The sequence below is a fragment of the Enterobacter sp. BNK-34 genome (assembly GCF_048684445.1).
Lineage (GTDB): Bacteria > Pseudomonadota > Gammaproteobacteria > Enterobacterales > Enterobacteriaceae > Enterobacter > Enterobacter pseudoroggenkampii.
On record NZ_JBLQUA010000001.1, the window covers coordinates 1033610 to 1050823 of the forward strand.

Below are 17214 nucleotides of genomic sequence, written 5' to 3' on the forward strand. Positions count from 1 at the left end.
GTTAGTTCCCCGTCATAAATCGGGAGAAACAGAATTTTGTGCTAGTCGTCATGCTCTGCTCCTCATTTGCGTTTTTTAGTCATAAAAAAACCCCCGGACCTTTCGGTGCGGGGGTCTTAGTTCGTTAAGGCTTGATTTCTAAGCCTTTCCTCGTCCAAGTGCAGCCCCGCACGGTGGGATAATAATCACCACCACGCTAATCACGACCAGGCTAATCACTCGTAGAAGGGCTGTCATTTTCAGTTCTTTTTGCATCTTGTTCGAAGGAATACCTAAAGAGTTATCACAGTTTTTAAATCAAACACAAGATTTATTTATGACGGATTTGGTTAGTCCGCGAATCATATTTCTTAAAAGCGTTGTTTTATATACGGAAATTAGAAAATGAATATTTTTCATTTTTTTACTGTGGCGCTAACCGTCAAAACAGGATTTTTTACGTTCTGCGAGGAGGTTTCCACGATTATGAGATTGTTGCAATACACCATTAAAATCCCTGAACAAGCGGCGTAAATTCACGAAATGGCGCTAAACAAATATAACGAGCACTGACATAGTCACACCAGGAGGTAGTGCAAATGTCACTGTCAGTTGTTTATACGCGTGCGGCTCTCGGGGTAAAGGCACCGCTTGTTTCCGTAGAGGTACATTTGAGTAATGGGCTGCCCGGACTCACGCTTGTCGGGTTACCTGAAACGACGGTTAAAGAGGCCAGGGATCGCGTCCGCAGCGCAATAATAAATAGCGGTTATGCCTTCCCCGCGAAGAAGATCACCATCAACCTTGCTCCTGCCGATCTGCCTAAAGAGGGGGGACGATACGATTTACCTATCGCAATTGCCCTTCTCGCGGCTTCTGAGCAGCTTAATACGACACGGCTAGGCTCGTATGAGTTCGTTGGCGAACTCGCGCTTACAGGCGCGTTAAGAGGCGTTCCCGGGGCGATATCGGGAGCGCTGGAAGCCATACGTGCAGGGCGGCAAATCATTGTGGCCAATGAAAACGCATCAGAAGTGAGTCTTATCGCGGAAAAAGGATGCCTCATCGCGGGGCATTTACAGGAAGTTTGTGCATGGCTGGAAGGGCGGCATGAACTGTCCGAGCCGGAGGAGTGTGATGATGTTATAGCGGATGCTCCAGAGGATCTCAGCGAGATTATGGGGCAGGAACAAGGGAAACGGGCGCTGGAGATTACGGCTGCAGGGGGACACAATCTTCTGTTAATTGGTCCGCCGGGTACGGGTAAAACCATGTTGGCGAGCAGATTGAGTGGGTTGCTTCCACCGCTCAATAATCATGAAGCGCTGGAAAGTGCCGCCATATACAGCCTCATCAGTTCTGCATCGTTGCAAAAACAGTGGCGCCGTCGCCCTTTTCGTTCCCCACATCATAGCGCTTCACTGACGGCAATGGTCGGCGGTGGGTCTATCCCCGGGCCGGGTGAGATCTCGCTGGCACACAATGGCATTCTGTTTCTTGATGAATTGCCGGAGTTTGAGCGCCGCGTGCTGGATGCACTGAGAGAACCCATTGAATCCGGCGAAATACATATATCGCGCACGCGGGCCAAAATAAGCTATCCCGCGCAGTTTCAGCTGGTCGCCGCGATGAACCCCAGCCCGACGGGTCACTACCAGGGCAACCATAACCGCTGTACGCCAGAGCAGACATTGCGCTATCTCGGTAAGTTATCCGGCCCGTTTCTCGACCGTTTCGATTTATCTCTCGAAATCCCGCTTCCTCCACCGGGCCTGCTCAGGCAAACGGGCATCACGGGTGAAAGCTCAGCAGAGGTACGCGAGCGGGTGATTGCAGCCCAGAAGCGGCAGTACGCCCGTCAGAACAGGCTAAATGCGCGGCTGGATAATGCCGGGATCCGGCAGTTTTGTTCTCTTAACATTGAGGATGCGGGATGGCTGGAGGAGACGTTGACGCGGTTCGGGCTATCCATACGTGCGTGGCAGCGTTTGTTGAAAGTGGCCAGAACCATTGCTGACGTGGAGGGGTGCACTGACATTGAGAGGAAACATTTGCAGGAGGCGCTGAGCTATCGCGCTATCGATCGTTTGCTGCTGCATCTGCAGAAGTTGCTGGCATAAAAAAAGGGGCCGTAGCCCCTTCTTATCATCTTAGTCATCAGACTCGGTGTAGTCTTCTGCACCTTCCATCTGCGGCTTACCGCCAGACAGCGTATGGAAGCGCTTTGGACGCTTAATGCGCGCCATGTACTTGATCCACACACGTTCCGCTTCAGACTGCGGCTCACGCTCACCACGGCAAACAGAAACAAACTGTTTTTCGTCTTCGGTTGCAGGTTCACGCTTACCCAGATCCAGCTCGTTAAAGGCATAACCATGGCGCTCAAGCAGTTGAGCTTCTTTGATGGTGAAATCGCCGTGACGAGAGAACCCGCGCGGATAATGTTTATTGTCGAAAAAACGATTAGTCGTCGTAAAGCTTTCCGCCATCCTACACGCTCCTAATTCTTTGGCCGAGCTATTTATGGCGCGGAGTATTAGTTACGCTTGACAGAGTGTAAAACAAAACATTTAAATCATAACGACAAATAATTTTGCGGAGAAAGATGTGGATACGGAATTGCTTAAAACTTTCCTTGAAGTGAGCAGAACACGCCACTTTGGGCGAGCAGCTGAAGCCCTTTACCTGACGCAGTCAGCCGTCAGTTTTCGTATTCGACAGCTGGAAAATCAACTGGGTGTGAATCTTTTTACCCGCCATCGTAACAATATTCGCTTAACGCCTGCCGGCGAGAAACTGCTGCCGTACGCTGAAACGCTCATGAATACCTGGCAGGCGGCACGCAAAGAGGTGGCACATACGTCGAGGCATAATGAGTTCTCGATAGGGGCCAGCGCTTCCCTGTGGGAATGTATGCTAAGTCAGTGGCTTACCCGGCTTTATCATTCACACAGTCACCTGCAATTCGAAGCCAGGATTGCGCAACGGCAGTCGCTGGTTAAGCAACTTCATGAGCGCCAGCTTGATCTTCTGATCACAACCGAAGCCCCCAAGATGGACGAATTTAGCAGCCAGATTGTGGGTCAGTTTGGACTGGCGCTTTATGCCTCTGAACCTTCAATGATGAAGGCAGACCTGACCTATTTGCGCCTGGAATGGGGGCCAGATTTTCAGCAGCATGAGACGGGATTGATTGCACCTGATGATGTTCCGCAGTTAACAACCAGCTCTGCGGAGATCGCCTGTCAGCAGCTGCCCTTGCTGAGAGGTTGTACCTGGTTACCTGTTCGCTGGGCAGATACTAAAGCGGGGCTGCATACGGTGCTGGATTCCACCACGCTTACCAGGCCGCTGTATGCGATTTGGCTGCAAAACAGTGATAAGCAATCACAGATAAAAGATCTGTTAAAAATCAATGTAATGGATTGATATATCAGCCAGCAGGAATGCTGGCTGAAAAATTAAGAAGAGCGTTTTCTGCAGCGCTTCAGGCAAAAAAAAATCCTTTGCCGAAGCAAAGGATTCTATATGGCAGGGGCGGAGAGACTCGAACTCGCGACACCCGGTTTTGGAGACCGGTGCTCTACCAACTGAGCTACGCCCCTAAAGTTTTTGCCATTAAGCCTGCCGATAGGGCAGGCTTAATGTCTTAATAAGTGGCGGAACGGACGGGACTCGAACCCGCGACCCCCTGCGTGACAGGCAGGTATTCTAACCGACTGAACTACCGCTCCACCGAAGACTGCTTGTAACCACCGGATTAATGCACCGGCTTACTACTTAATTTGATGCCTGGCAGTTCCCTACTCTCACATGGGGAGACCCCACACTACCATCGGCGCTACGGCGTTTCACTTCTGAGTTCGGCATGGGGTCAGGTGGGACCACCGCGCTAAAGCCGCCAGGCAAATTCTGTTAATCTGTATCAGGCTGAAAATCGTCTCTGTCTTCGCCAAAACACCTTCGGCGTTGTAAGGTTAAGCCTCACGGTTCATTAGTATCGGTTAGCTCAACGCATCGCTGCGCTTACACACCCGACCTATCAACGTCGTCGTCTTCAACGTTCCTTCAGGAGACTTAAAGTCTCAGGGAGAACTCATCTCGGGGCAAGTTTCGTGCTTAGATGCTTTCAGCACTTATCTTTTCCGCATTTAGCTACCGGGCAGTGCCATTGGCATGACAACCCGAACACCAGTGATGCGTCCACTCCGGTCCTCTCGTACTAGGAGCAGCCCCCCTCAATTCTCCAGCGCCCACGGCAGATAGGGACCGAACTGTCTCACGACGTTCTAAACCCAGCTCGCGTACCACTTTAAATGGCGAACAGCCATACCCTTGGGACCTACTTCAGCCCCAGGATGTGATGAGCCGACATCGAGGTGCCAAACACCGCCGTCGATATGAACTCTTGGGCGGTATCAGCCTGTTATCCCCGGAGTACCTTTTATCCGTTGAGCGATGGCCCTTCCATTCAGAACCACCGGATCACTATGACCTGCTTTCGCACCTGCTCGAGCCGTCACTCTCGCAGTCAAGCTAGCTTATGCCATTGCACTAACCTCCTGATGTCCGACCAGGATTAGCTAACCTTCGTGCTCCTCCGTTACTCTTTGGGAGGAGACCGCCCCAGTCAAACTACCCACCAGACACTGTCCGCAACCCGGATCACGGGTCTACGTTAGAACACCAGCCATTAAAGGGTGGTATTTCAAGGATGGCTCCACGCAGACTGGCGTCCACGCTTCAAAGCCTCCCACCTATCCTACACATCAAGGACCAGTGTTCAGTGTCAAGCTATAGTAAAGGTTCACGGGGTCTTTCCGTCTTGCCGCGGGTACACTGCATCTTCACAGCGAGTTCAATTTCACTGAGTCTCGGGTGGAGACAGCCTGGCCATCATTACGCCATTCGTGCAGGTCGGAACTTACCCGACAAGGAATTTCGCTACCTTAGGACCGTTATAGTTACGGCCGCCGTTTACCGGGGCTTCGATCAAGAGCTTCGCGTTGCCGCTAACCCCATCAATTAACCTTCCGGCACCGGGCAGGCGTCACACCGTATACGTCCACTTTCGTGTTTGCACAGTGCTGTGTTTTTAATAAACAGTTGCAGCCAGCTGGTATCTTCGACTGATTTCAGCTCCACCCGCAGGGGCTTCACCTACATATCAGCGTGCCTTCTCCCGAAGTTACGGCACCATTTTGCCTAGTTCCTTCACCCGAGTTCTCTCAAGCGCCTTGGTATTCTCTACCTGACCACCTGTGTCGGTTTGGGGTACGATTTGATGTTACCTGATGCTTAGAGGCTTTTCCTGGAAGCAGGGCATTTGTTACTTCAGCACCGTAGTGCCTCGTCATCACACCTCAGCGTTAAAAGGTACCGGATTTACCTGGAACCTCCGCCTACATGCTTAAACCGGGACAACCGTCGCCCGGCTAACATAGCCTTCTCCGTCCCCCCTTCGCAGTAACACCAAGTACAGGAATATTAACCTGTTTCCCATCGACTACGCCTTTCGGCCTCGCCTTAGGGGTCGACTCACCCTGCCCCGATTAACGTTGGACAGGAACCCTTGGTCTTCCGGCGAGCGGGCTTTTCACCCGCTTTATCGTTACTTATGTCAGCATTCGCACTTCTGATACCTCCAGCATGCCTCACAGCACACCTTCAACGGCTTACAGAACGCTCCCCTACCCAACAACACCTAAGTGTCGCTGCCGCAGCTTCGGTGCATGGTTTAGCCCCGTTACATCTTCCGCGCAGGCCGACTCGACCAGTGAGCTATTACGCTTTCTTTAAATGATGGCTGCTTCTAAGCCAACATCCTGGCTGTCTGTGCCTTCCCACATCGTTTCCCACTTAACCATGACTTTGGGACCTTAGCTGGCGGTCTGGGTTGTTTCCCTCTTCACGACGGACGTTAGCACCCGCCGTGTGTCTCCCGTGATAACATTCTTCGGTATTCGTAGTTTGCATCGGGTTGGTAAGCCGGGATGGCCCCCTAGCCGAAACAGTGCTCTACCCCCGAAGATGAGTTCACGAGGCGCTACCTAAATAGCTTTCGGGGAGAACCAGCTATCTCCCGGTTTGATTGGCCTTTCACCCCCAGCCACAAGTCATCCGCTAATTTTTCAACATTAGTCGGTTCGGTCCTCCAGTTAGTGTTACCCAACCTTCAACCTGCCCATGGCTAGATCACCGGGTTTCGGGTCTATACCCTGCAACTTAACGCCCAGTTAAGACTCGGTTTCCCTTCGGCTCCCCTATACGGTTAACCTTGCTACAGAATATAAGTCGCTGACCCATTATACAAAAGGTACGCAGTCACACCACGAAGGTGCTCCCACTGCTTGTACGTACACGGTTTCAGGTTCTTTTTCACTCCCCTCGCCGGGGTTCTTTTCGCCTTTCCCTCACGGTACTGGTTCACTATCGGTCAGTCAGGAGTATTTAGCCTTGGAGGATGGTCCCCCCATATTCAGACAGGATACCACGTGTCCCGCCCTACTCTTCGAGTTCACAACCTGTGCATTTTCGTGTACGGGAGTATCACCCTGTACCCTGCGACTTTCCAGACGCTTCCACTAACACACAAGCTGATTCAGACTCTGGGCTGCTCCCCGTTCGCTCGCCGCTACTGGGGGAATCTCGGTTGATTTCTTTTCCTCGGGGTACTTAGATGTTTCAGTTCCCCCGGTTCGCCTCGTTAACCTATGTATTCAGTTAACGATAGTGTGTCGAAACACACTGGGTTTCCCCATTCGGACATCGCCGGGTCAAAGGTTCATATCACCTCGCCGGCGCTTTTCGCAGATTAGCACGTCCTTCATCGCCTCTGACTGCCAGGGCATCCACCGTGTACGCTTAGTCGCTTAACCTCACAACCCGAAGATGTTTCACTTCATGATTGCGAAAATTTGAGAGACTCGAACACACCATTAAAGATGTGTCGTTTCAATTTTCAGCTTGATCCAGATTTTTAAAGAGCAAAACTTCGCAGTGCACCTTTTCAGGTTCACTCTGAAGTTTTCTTGGGTTTGCAGTAAAAGATGGTGGAGCTATGCGGGATCGAACCGCAGACCTCCTGCGTGCAAAGCAGGCGCTCTCCCAGCTGAGCTATAGCCCCATCGTTTTGCAATCTCTGTACCGCTCATCCTTTAAAAGGAGTTTGGTAGGCCTGAGTGGACTTGAACCACCGACCTCACCCTTATCAGGGGTGCGCTCTAACCACCTGAGCTACAAGCCTGCAGAGATTTTTACTGCTGTTTTTCATCAGACAATCTGTGTGAGCACTACAAAGGCAGGTTCTTTAAGGTAAGGAGGTGATCCAACCGCAGGTTCCCCTACGGTTACCTTGTTACGACTTCACCCCAGTCATGAATCACAAAGTGGTAAGCGCCCTCCCGAAGGTTAAGCTACCTACTTCTTTTGCAACCCACTCCCATGGTGTGACGGGCGGTGTGTACAAGGCCCGGGAACGTATTCACCGTAGCATTCTGATCTACGATTACTAGCGATTCCGACTTCATGGAGTCGAGTTGCAGACTCCAATCCGGACTACGACGCACTTTATGAGGTCCGCTTGCTCTCGCGAGGTCGCTTCTCTTTGTATGCGCCATTGTAGCACGTGTGTAGCCCTACTCGTAAGGGCCATGATGACTTGACGTCATCCCCACCTTCCTCCAGTTTATCACTGGCAGTCTCCTTTGAGTTCCCGGCCTAACCGCTGGCAACAAAGGATAAGGGTTGCGCTCGTTGCGGGACTTAACCCAACATTTCACAACACGAGCTGACGACAGCCATGCAGCACCTGTCTCAGAGTTCCCGAAGGCACCAATCCATCTCTGGAAAGTTCTCTGGATGTCAAGAGTAGGTAAGGTTCTTCGCGTTGCATCGAATTAAACCACATGCTCCACCGCTTGTGCGGGCCCCCGTCAATTCATTTGAGTTTTAACCTTGCGGCCGTACTCCCCAGGCGGTCGACTTAACGCGTTAGCTCCGGAAGCCACGCCTCAAGGGCACAACCTCCAAGTCGACATCGTTTACGGCGTGGACTACCAGGGTATCTAATCCTGTTTGCTCCCCACGCTTTCGCACCTGAGCGTCAGTCTTTGTCCAGGGGGCCGCCTTCGCCACCGGTATTCCTCCAGATCTCTACGCATTTCACCGCTACACCTGGAATTCTACCCCCCTCTACAAGACTCTAGCCTGCCAGTTTCGAATGCAGTTCCCAGGTTGAGCCCGGGGATTTCACATCCGACTTGACAGACCGCCTGCGTGCGCTTTACGCCCAGTAATTCCGATTAACGCTTGCACCCTCCGTATTACCGCGGCTGCTGGCACGGAGTTAGCCGGTGCTTCTTCTGCGGGTAACGTCAATCGATGAGGTTATTAACCTCACCGCCTTCCTCCCCGCTGAAAGTACTTTACAACCCGAAGGCCTTCTTCATACACGCGGCATGGCTGCATCAGGCTTGCGCCCATTGTGCAATATTCCCCACTGCTGCCTCCCGTAGGAGTCTGGACCGTGTCTCAGTTCCAGTGTGGCTGGTCATCCTCTCAGACCAGCTAGGGATCGTCGCCTAGGTGAGCCGTTACCCCACCTACTAGCTAATCCCATCTGGGCACATCTGATGGCAAGAGGCCCGAAGGTCCCCCTCTTTGGTCTTGCGACGTTATGCGGTATTAGCTACCGTTTCCAGTAGTTATCCCCCTCCATCAGGCAGTTTCCCAGACATTACTCACCCGTCCGCCGCTCGTCACCCGAGAGCAAGCTCTCTGTGCTACCGCTCGACTTGCATGTGTTAGGCCTGCCGCCAGCGTTCAATCTGAGCCATGATCAAACTCTTCAATTTAAGTTTGATGCTCGTGAATTAAACTTCGTAATGAATTACGTATGTTCACTCAGAGACTTGGTATTCATTTTTCGTCCGAGGACGTTAAGAATCCATGTCACTTTGAGTGCCCACACAGATTGTCTGATAAATTGTTAAAGAGCAGTTGCAACGCGGCGTTAAGCTCACCGTTGCGAGGTCCCGTATATTACGTTTTCCTCATTCAGAGTCAAGTGATTATTTTCGCTTTTCTCTGCTGGCGTTCATCTCTGAACCCCGCTAACCCGGCGGCCTGTAAGCCGTTGTTCCGTGTCAGTGGAGGCGCATTATAGGGAGTTCTCAGACGTTGACAACCCCTCTTTTAAAAAAAACTTTCAACCGTCTCTTTTTTGCTCAAAACCGTGCTACAGCGCCAGTTTTTCGAGCGTTTCAAAGCCATAACGGCGTAAAACGGGTAAAAGTTGCTCAGTCTCTTTCGTGATAGCCATACAAAACGCGATATTCGCATCGGTAGATTTCGCATCCGGCGCTTCATGCTCCAGCAACCAGGCCGTACGACGGGCAATAGCCGCACCGGAATCCACCAGGCGCGTCCCCTCCGGCAGCACCTCCAATAGCTCTTCCTGTAATAGCGGGAAGTGGGTACAGCCCAGCACAACGGTATCCGGAGGTTCGGGCATTCGCAGCCACGGACGAAGAATACGACGCAGCTCCTCGAGTGATACCGCCTTGCCATGCAGCTTCGCTTCAGCCATCTCCACCAGCTCAGCCGAACCCAGCATCGCTATCTGGCATTCGTTGGCAAAACGGTCGATCAGCTCGCGGGTATAAGGACGCTTTACCGTGCCTCGCGTGGCCAGCAAACCCACAATGCCGTTCGCAGTCAGACGCGCGGCAGGCTTTATTGCAGGAACGACGCCCACAACCGGGAACTGGAATTTTTCACGCAGGGCGGGAAGAGAAACGGTGCTCGCCGTATTACAGGCGATGACGGCCAGCGCAAGGGGATAGCGCTTTTGTACCGCGGTGACGATTTCAACGACACGCTCAACAATAAAATCTTCGCTCTTTTCCCCGTACGGGAAAGCGACGTTATCGAAGGCGTAGATGTAATGGAGATCCGGCAGAAGATGCCGAATCTCATCATAGACCGAAAGCCCACCGACGCCGGAATCAAACACCAGCACGGTGGGACGCGGATTAGAAGGTGTAGCTGCCAGACAAGGTGTATTCCCGTCCTGCAGTTTGGTAGCCATAAACTGTCTCGTAATCTTTATCGAACAGATTGGCTATTTTACCACGAACTGTGAGATGTGAGGTGACAGGATACGAAACTGCGACATCCCACAGACTAACACCGCCCATTTTCACGCGTTCTGACGAATAGGTGTCTGGATCAATCGCGACATCATAGCGGGTGCCCAGATAACGATAGGCAAGGTTCCAGTCGAGATCCCATACCTGCCAGTCAAGCTGATACTTAACCTGCTGCTTAGAACGACGGGCCAGTACTTCGTTGGTTTTGGCATTACGCGGGTCGACATAATCATAGGAAATCTGATGTCCGACCGGGCCAGTATCGAACTGTGCCGTCGCTTCCACACCTTTAATACGTGCTTCGTCAACGTTGTAGTAACGATACGTATGCGGATCGCTGCTAATAAGATTATCAATGTCATTGCGATAACCGGTGATACGCCAGTTGACCGGTCCCGTCAGGCCTTCAAAGCCACCTTCCCACTGCTTACTCTCCTCTGGTTTAAGGTCCGGATTACCGTAAGAGGCACTGTGGATCTGGCTCATGGTCGGTGCTTTAAATGCGGTACCGTAGGAGGCAATGACGCGATAGCCCTCCACAAACTCCCACGCTGCGCTGGTTTGCCACGTGCCATGGTTGCCGAAGTTAGAGTTATCGTCATTACGCGCCGCCGCTTCAAGCGTCACGCTGCTGAACTGCTGCATCGCCGAAACAAACACGCCGGTATTGCGTTGCTCGTAACCTTTCTCCAGATAGCCCGTTCCAGCCTGGGTCTTCTGCTTTTGCCAGTCCAGACCTGCGCCAATGTTGCCGTGACCGACTTCTACGGTGTTGAGCCATTGGGTGGTGTACTGCTTCACGTCATCCATGGTGGCGGAATCAGCGTAACGCCCTTTCTTCGGATCATAGTTCTGATCTTTACTGCGACCATAGCCCGCCACCAGCTGTGACTGGAAAATCCCCTGGTTGTAACGCAGACCGGTATCCCAGTTCTGGCTGTAGAGCTGGCGAGTATCAGGTCGTCCATCCACCATAAAGTTGGCGTCGTAGTGATCGTAACCGTCATACGCGGTGCGGTTGTCATAACCAAAGCCACGGAAGAAGCCGCTCACGCTGTCGGTAATCTGCTGTTCCACGGAGCCGTACAGCGATTTACTCATAAAGCCATCGCGGTCAGGCTGGCGCGGCGCATCTTTTGCGGCGATGTCAAAACCCCGGGTATAGGTGTAGTTACCCGCCATGGTGATTTTGGTTTTATCCAGCACCTGCTGGAAAGCGCCATCATAGGTCTGATATCCCTTAGAGCCAACGCCCGCTGAGATTTCTGCACCCGGCTTATCACGTCCGGTAATGATGTTAATCACGCCACCAATCGCGTCGGAGCCATACAGGGCTGAACGCGGACCACGGATGTACTCAATACGCTGAATCAGCGAGGTCGGGATTTGGCTCAGATCGGGAACGTTGCTGATCCCGGCGTTATTCAAAGGAATACCGTCAACCAGCACCAGCACATGGCGAGATTCCGTTCCGCGAATAAAAGTCGAAGAGTTCGAGCCCATTCCACCGCTTTGCGCGATATCCACGCCAGGCAGACGTGACATGATTTCCACCACGCTCTTTGCCTGCCAGCGCTCAATGTCTTCACGCGTCACGACGGACGTCGGTGCCAGAACAGTTTTTGCCGGTTGTTCAAAACGATTTGCCGTCACCACCAACGAGTCGGCGCTGTCCTGCGCCCAGCCCGAAAATGCCGTGACGGACAACGCCGTCAACAGCGATACTTTTTTAATCATTGTTAAAGCATCCACAATATAAGAAGGATGCCGCAGGCCTCATCGATAGCACGCGATGATGAAACCAAATGCGACGTGATCCCGGCAGGTCTTCGGGCTAGGTGGCTATATAAGGATGAAGACTTCCCATTTTCACAGTGTCTACAACGCTCATCCCGCCAGTCTTTACCGCTGCGCGTCAGCTCCAGATTTACACTGGATTCCCTTTTCACTCTCAGGAGACCGGAAACAGAATGCTACAATTAGACACGTATGGATGTCCAGACAGCTATTGGCCATTAAATCTGGACATCCCCTGAACAATGCCTACAATCGCCGCGTAATTCTTTATCACTCAGGACGCATCATGACCCCAGAACACCTCCCGACAGAACAGTACGACGCGCAGCTGGCAGAGAAAGTTGTCCGCCTGCAAAGTATGATGACGCCTTTCAACGCGCCCGTTCCCGAGGTGTTCCGCTCTCCTGTCAGCCACTACCGCATGCGCGCCGAGTTCCGCATCTGGCACGACGGTGACGACCTGTACCACATCATTTTCGATCAGCAGACAAAGTCCCGTATCCGCGTGGACAGCTTTCCGGCGGCGAGCGAGCTCATTAACCAGTTAATGACGCTGATAATGGACGGCGTGCGCAACAATCCGGTACTGCGTAACAAGCTGTTCCAGATTGACTACCTGACCACGCAAAGCAATCAGGCGATTGTCTCTCTCCTGTACCACAAAGCCCTGAACGACGAGTGGCGCGAGCAGGCGGAAGCGCTGCGCGATGCGCTGCGCGCGCAGAACATCAACGTTCACCTGATTGGCCGCGCGACAAAAACCAAAATCATGCTGGATCAGGACTACATCGACGAGCGCCTGCCGGTAGCGGGTAGAGAGATGGTTTACCGTCAGGTCGAGAACAGCTTCACCCAGCCGAACGCCGCGATGAACGTGCAGATGCTGGAGTGGGCGCTGAAGGCGACGGAAGGGTCAACGGGCGATCTGCTTGAGCTCTACTGCGGTAACGGCAACTTCTCGCTGGCGCTGGCGCGTAACTTCGATCGCGTGCTGGCAACGGAAATCGCCAAGCCGTCGGTGGCCGCCGCGCAGTACAACATTGCCGCTAACCATATCGACAACGTGCAGATCATTCGCATGGCTGCTGAAGAGTTTACCCAGGCCATGAACGGCGTTCGCCAGTTTAACCGCCTGGAAGGGATCGATCTGAAGAGCTACCAGTGTGAGACGATTTTTGTCGACCCGCCGCGCAGTGGCCTGGACAGCGAAACAGAGAAGATGGTGCAGGCGTACCCGCGTATTTTGTACATCTCCTGTAACCCGGAGACGCTGTGCAAGAATCTCGAAACATTAGGCCAGACGCACAATATTGAACGTCTGGCGCTGTTCGATCAGTTCCCGTATACGCACCATATGGAGTGCGGTGTACTCCTCACGGCGAAGTAATGTGGCGTTGTAGGGCAGGTAAGCGAAGCGCCACCTGCCAAAAAAGCCGGATGACGCTTCGCTTATCCGGCCTACAATGACAAAACCCTTTACTCAGGTAACTGGCTCTTACGGCTACGCATGCGCGAGCCAATCCAGAACACCAGCGCCACAGACAGTACCGCAGGGAAGAAGTTAGAGCCGATATCCGGATATTCCGCGCGAACCACGGTGCTGTACAGCAATACGCCCAGAATAAAGCAGGCGGCGGCCAGCCCCGGTAACCCCACCGGCATGGTGCGGTTCAGGTAACGTTGATGCAGGCAGTATACCGTCAGCACCAGCGCAATAAGCGGGAAAATCGAAAACGGCACGATTGAGCTAAAAATAGCGGCAAACGTACCATTAATGGATAAGCCAGCGATCAATGCCAGCAACAGCGTCCCTTTATCCTGACCTGACTGTTTCATTACTCACCTTCACTCTTCGGTTTGATGTGCCAGTTTCTCTTGTTCACGGCGATACCAGTAGTACGCGCCTTTGGAGATCATCCTGAGCTGCAATACCAGTCGCTCTTCAAGCTGCTTGCGTTGTTCAATGCTGACATCCAGCGCTTCGGCACCCGCGCTGAATACAATCGTCACCATCGCCTCGGCCTGTGCTTCAGTAAACGCACGCGGCATATGGTTTTCGAGTTCAAGATAGTCGGCAAGTTCCGCGATGAAGTGCTGAATTTCGCGCGCGACGGCGGCACGAAACGCTGCCGATGTGCCCGAACGCTCGCGCAGAAGCAGACGAAACGCGTTGGGATTGTTGCCGATAAATTCCATAAAGGTCGACACGGAGGTGCGGATCACGCTGCCCCCTTTGGCGATACGCTGACGCGCCTGGCGCATCAGCTGACGCAGCATCAGGCCGCTCTCGTCGACCATGGTCAGGCCCAGTTCATCCACATCACGGAAGTGACGATAGAAGGACGTTGGCGCAATCCCGGCCTCGCGTGCGACTTCGCGCAGGCTCAAACTGGCAAAACTCCGCTCGGCACTCAGTTGACTGAATGCGGCTTCCACCAGCGAACGCCGGGTTTTCTCTTTTTGTTGTGCTCTTACGCCCATCACGATAGTTGAATCCTTCCAAAGGCCTGATGGCACTATACCAGAGAATAAAATTAATCTGTTTGCCTGGCTTTGTGAATGATTGTTTACGTGCGGTTTGTGCTCCACTGCCGGAAAAAAGCACAACGATAATTGGGTTACTCTGGCAATGATGTTATGATTCTGTTGCTTTTATGTATAAGAACAGGTAAGCCTTACCATGCCACATTCCTACGATTACGACGCAATAGTTATTGGTTCCGGCCCCGGCGGCGAAGGCGCTGCTATGGGTCTGGTGAAACAGGGAGCCAGAGTAGCGGTCATCGAGCGCTACCATAATGTCGGCGGCGGTTGCACCCACTGGGGCACCATCCCTTCGAAAGCCCTCCGCCACGCCGTTAGCCGCATTATCGAATTTAACCAGAACCCTCTTTACAGCGACCATTCCCGACTTCTTCGTTCCTCCTTTGCCGACATCCTGAATCACGCGGATACCGTCATTAACCAGCAGACACGTATGCGTCAGGGGTTTTATGAGCGTAACCACTGCGAAATTTTGCAGGGCAACGCGCATTTTGTGGATGAACACACCCTGGCACTCGAATGCCACGACGGGTCGGTTGAAACCATCACCGCTGAAAAATTTGTAATTGCCTGCGGCTCACGTCCTTACCATCCGGCCGACGTGGACTTCTCGCACCCGCGCGTCTACGACAGCGATTCGATTCTGAGCCTGCACCATGAACCCCGCCACGTCATTATCTATGGCGCAGGGGTTATTGGCTGCGAATATGCGTCGATCTTCCGCGGAATGGACGTCAAAGTTGACCTGATCAACACCCGCGACCGCCTGCTGGCGTTCCTCGATCAGGAAATGTCAGATTCGCTCTCCTACCACTTCTGGAACAGCGGCGTGGTGATTCGCCACAACGAAGAGTACGAGAAGATCGAAGGCTGTGACGACGGGGTGATCATGCACCTGAAGTCCGGCAAGAAGCTGAAAGCGGACTGCCTGCTGTACGCCAACGGCCGTACCGGCAACACCGATTCCCTGCAGCTGGAAAATATCGGCCTTGAGACCGACAGCCGCGGTCAGCTGAAGGTCAACAGCATGTATCAGACCGCCCTGCCGCACGTTTACGCGGTCGGCGACGTGATTGGCTACCCAAGCCTGGCCTCAGCTGCTTACGACCAGGGACGCATTGCCGCACAGGCGCTGGTAAAAGGCGAAGCGACGGCGCATCTGATTGAAGATATCCCGACGGGCATCTACACCATCCCGGAAATCAGTTCCGTAGGGAAAACCGAGCAGCAGCTGACGTCTATGAAGGTGCCTTACGAGGTGGGTCGTGCGCAGTTTAAACATCTGGCGCGGGCGCAAATCGTGGGGATGAGCGTGGGAACGCTGAAGATCCTGTTCCACCGCGAGACGAAAGAGATCCTCGGGATTCACTGCTTTGGTGAACGCGCCGCGGAAATCATTCATATCGGCCAGGCGATAATGGAGCAGAAAGGTGGTGGTAACACCATTGAGTACTTCGTTAACACCACCTTTAACTACCCGACCATGGCGGAAGCCTACCGGGTAGCGGCCCTAAACGGCCTGAACCGCCTGTTTTAACGCGCTGTCGAAATGGCCATCCATCGAACCACGGATGGCCTCTGCCAGCTGCTCATAGCGGCTGCGCAGCGGTGAACCCGGACGATATACCAGGCCGATAGTGCGACGCGGCTCCGGCTTGATGCACGGCAAATAGACCACGCCATCACGCTTACGCTCGCGCGGCACGGCCAGCGCAGGCAGCAGCGTTATACCGCTTCCCGCCGCGACCATGTTACGCAGCGTTTCCAGGCTGGTTGCGCGGAAATGGGTATCCTCATCCGCACCCGCTTCGAAGCAGAAGCCCATCGCCTGGTCGCGCAGGCAGTGGCCATCTTCCAGCATCAGCAGCTTTTCACCCGCCAGATCGGCCATCGGCACGCGATCGCGGTTCGCCCACGGATGATCTTCATAGATCGCCAGCATCATCGGCTCATCGAACAGCGGCACTTCAATAAAGGCTTCACTCTCTTTTACCAGTGCCAGAATGGCGCAGTCGAGCTTGCCGCTATCTAACTGCGCCAGCAGCTGATGGGTTTGCGCTTCGTGCAGGTACATTTCGAGTTTCGGGAACGTCTGGTGCAGCATCGGAATGATGTGCGGCAACAGGTACGGGCCAACGGTTGGGATCAGGCCAATATGCAGCGGGCCGGACATCGCCTCCCCCTGCTGGCTTGCCATTTCCTTGAGCACTTTGACCTCGCGCAGCACGGTGCGCGCCTGATCCACCAGCAGAAGACCTGCCTGTGTGAACAGAACCTTACGACTGGTGCGCTCCAGCAGCATCACGCCCAGCTCGTCTTCCAGCTTGCGGATCTGGCCACTCAGCGTGGGCTGGCTGACGTGACAGGAATCTGCCGCGCGGCGAAAGTGACGATGCTCGGCTAACGCTACCAGGTATTCAAGATCACGAATATTCATTATTCATCCTCCGTCGCCACGATAGTTCATGGCGATAGATAGCATAGCAACGAACGATTATCCCTATCAAGCATTCTGTTGAATAATACACCACATAGACGAGGCGGCACGTGTTTGACCCTTGACGTCCCCGCACCGTCAGCGAGTTTCTCTCAAAACTCGAACAACTAAAGCCAACGTGAACTTTTGCGGACCCCGTGGTCCGCTTTTTTTTTTGCGTAAAAAAAAAGCCCAGCGCTAAGCCAGGCTCCGTTTTTCTCCCTCTCCCTGTGGGAGAGGGCCGGGGTGAGGGCACCAGCCCGCACG

12 protein-coding genes, 4 tRNA genes, 3 rRNA genes and 1 riboswitch are annotated in these 17214 nt (G+C 53.4%); of the genes, 4 read left to right on the forward strand and 15 right to left on the reverse strand.

From position 1 onward, the window contains the following. Position 1: 1 nt before the first annotated feature. A complete protein-coding gene (gene ilvX / locus ACMGG5_RS05225) occupies positions 2 to 52 on the reverse strand; it encodes a peptide IlvX (RefSeq protein ID WP_166792073.1) in 51 nt (16 codons plus the stop codon). 86 nt (positions 53 to 138) lie between these two features. Next, positions 139 to 237 carry an ilv operon leader peptide gene (gene ilvL, locus ACMGG5_RS05230; RefSeq protein WP_001311244.1) on the reverse strand — a complete coding sequence of 33 codons (99 nt, stop codon included), beginning with the start codon at positions 235 to 237 and terminating at the stop codon, positions 139 to 141. Positions 238 to 578: 341 nt separating this feature from the next. Here ilvL and ACMGG5_RS05235 point away from each other — a divergent pair, with 341 nt between their 5' ends. Then, positions 579 to 2099, forward strand: a complete 1521-nt coding sequence (locus ACMGG5_RS05235) for a YifB family Mg chelatase-like AAA ATPase (protein ID WP_090420895.1) — start codon at positions 579 to 581, stop codon at positions 2097 to 2099. Positions 2100 to 2129: 30 nt separating this feature from the next. On the opposite strand, the gene ACMGG5_RS05240 is transcribed toward ACMGG5_RS05235, so the two are convergent. Beyond that, positions 2130 to 2468 (reverse strand): DUF413 domain-containing protein, encoded by a 339-nt coding sequence (locus ACMGG5_RS05240; RefSeq protein WP_008501577.1) that lies wholly within the window; start codon positions 2466 to 2468, stop codon positions 2130 to 2132. Between the two features lie 118 nt (positions 2469 to 2586). On the opposite strand from ACMGG5_RS05240, the gene hdfR reads away from it, so the two are divergent. Beyond that, positions 2587 to 3408: an HTH-type transcriptional regulator HdfR gene (hdfR, locus tag ACMGG5_RS05245; protein WP_024907953.1), complete on the forward strand. Its 822-nt coding sequence runs from the start codon at positions 2587 to 2589 to the stop codon at positions 3406 to 3408. Positions 3409 to 3508: 100 nt separating this feature from the next. On the opposite strand, the gene ACMGG5_RS05250 is transcribed toward hdfR, so the two are convergent. The 9 genes from ACMGG5_RS05250 to btuB form a co-directional block, all read right to left on the reverse strand. Continuing rightward, positions 3509 to 3584: transfer RNA gene (locus tag ACMGG5_RS05250), tRNA-Trp, on the reverse strand. 52 nt (positions 3585 to 3636) lie between these two features. After that, positions 3637 to 3713, reverse strand: a tRNA-Asp gene (locus tag ACMGG5_RS05255). Positions 3714 to 3769: 56 nt separating this feature from the next. After that, positions 3770 to 3885: ribosomal RNA gene (gene rrf / locus ACMGG5_RS05260) — 5S ribosomal RNA — on the reverse strand. A 67-nt stretch (positions 3886 to 3952) separates the two neighbouring features. Continuing rightward, positions 3953 to 6857, reverse strand: a 23S ribosomal RNA gene (locus ACMGG5_RS05265). Between the two features lie 172 nt (positions 6858 to 7029). Next, positions 7030 to 7105: transfer RNA gene (locus ACMGG5_RS05270), tRNA-Ala, on the reverse strand. A gap of 43 nt (positions 7106 to 7148) precedes the next feature. Then, a tRNA-Ile gene (locus ACMGG5_RS05275) sits at positions 7149 to 7225 on the reverse strand. A 69-nt stretch (positions 7226 to 7294) separates the two neighbouring features. Continuing rightward, a 16S ribosomal RNA gene (locus ACMGG5_RS05280) occupies positions 7295 to 8834 on the reverse strand. The 16S, 23S and 5S rRNA genes sit together here with 4 tRNA genes alongside, the layout of an rRNA operon. A 383-nt stretch (positions 8835 to 9217) precedes the next feature. Further along, positions 9218 to 10069 (reverse strand): glutamate racemase, encoded by an 852-nt coding sequence (gene murI, locus ACMGG5_RS05285; RefSeq protein ID WP_048989427.1) that lies wholly within the window; start codon positions 10067 to 10069, stop codon positions 9218 to 9220. Beyond that, positions 10014 to 11867 (reverse strand): TonB-dependent vitamin B12 receptor BtuB, encoded by a 1854-nt coding sequence (btuB, locus tag ACMGG5_RS05290; RefSeq protein ID WP_024909851.1) that lies wholly within the window; start codon positions 11865 to 11867, stop codon positions 10014 to 10016. The genes murI and btuB overlap by 56 nt, the downstream gene beginning before the upstream one ends. A 65-nt stretch (positions 11868 to 11932) precedes the next feature. After that, a riboswitch (cobalamin riboswitch) is annotated at positions 11933 to 12109 on the reverse strand. Positions 12110 to 12213: 104 nt separating this feature from the next. Here btuB and trmA point away from each other — a divergent pair. After that, entirely contained in the window at positions 12214 to 13314 is a 1101-nt protein-coding gene (gene trmA, locus ACMGG5_RS05295; protein WP_024909850.1) for a tRNA (uridine(54)-C5)-methyltransferase TrmA, read from the forward strand. An 89-nt stretch (positions 13315 to 13403) separates the two neighbouring features. Here trmA and ACMGG5_RS05300 read toward each other — a convergent pair whose 3' ends face one another. Beyond that, a complete protein-coding gene (locus ACMGG5_RS05300) occupies positions 13404 to 13763 on the reverse strand; it encodes a YijD family membrane protein (protein ID WP_008501783.1) in 360 nt (119 codons plus the stop codon). 9 nt (positions 13764 to 13772) lie between these two features. Next, positions 13773 to 14411, reverse strand: coding sequence for an HTH-type transcriptional repressor FabR (gene fabR, locus ACMGG5_RS05305; protein WP_008501784.1), 639 nt, complete (start codon positions 14409 to 14411; stop codon positions 13773 to 13775). Positions 14412 to 14607: 196 nt separating this feature from the next. On the opposite strand from fabR, the gene sthA reads away from it, so the two are divergent. After that, entirely contained in the window at positions 14608 to 16008 is a 1401-nt protein-coding gene (gene sthA / locus ACMGG5_RS05310; protein WP_008501785.1) for a Si-specific NAD(P)(+) transhydrogenase, read from the forward strand. Here the strand turns inward: sthA and oxyR are convergent. After that, positions 15982 to 16908 (reverse strand): DNA-binding transcriptional regulator OxyR, encoded by a 927-nt coding sequence (gene oxyR / locus ACMGG5_RS05315; protein WP_023333839.1) that lies wholly within the window; start codon positions 16906 to 16908, stop codon positions 15982 to 15984. The two genes, sthA and oxyR, sit on opposite strands and share 27 nt — an antisense overlap. Positions 16909 to 17214: the final 306 nt, after the last annotated feature.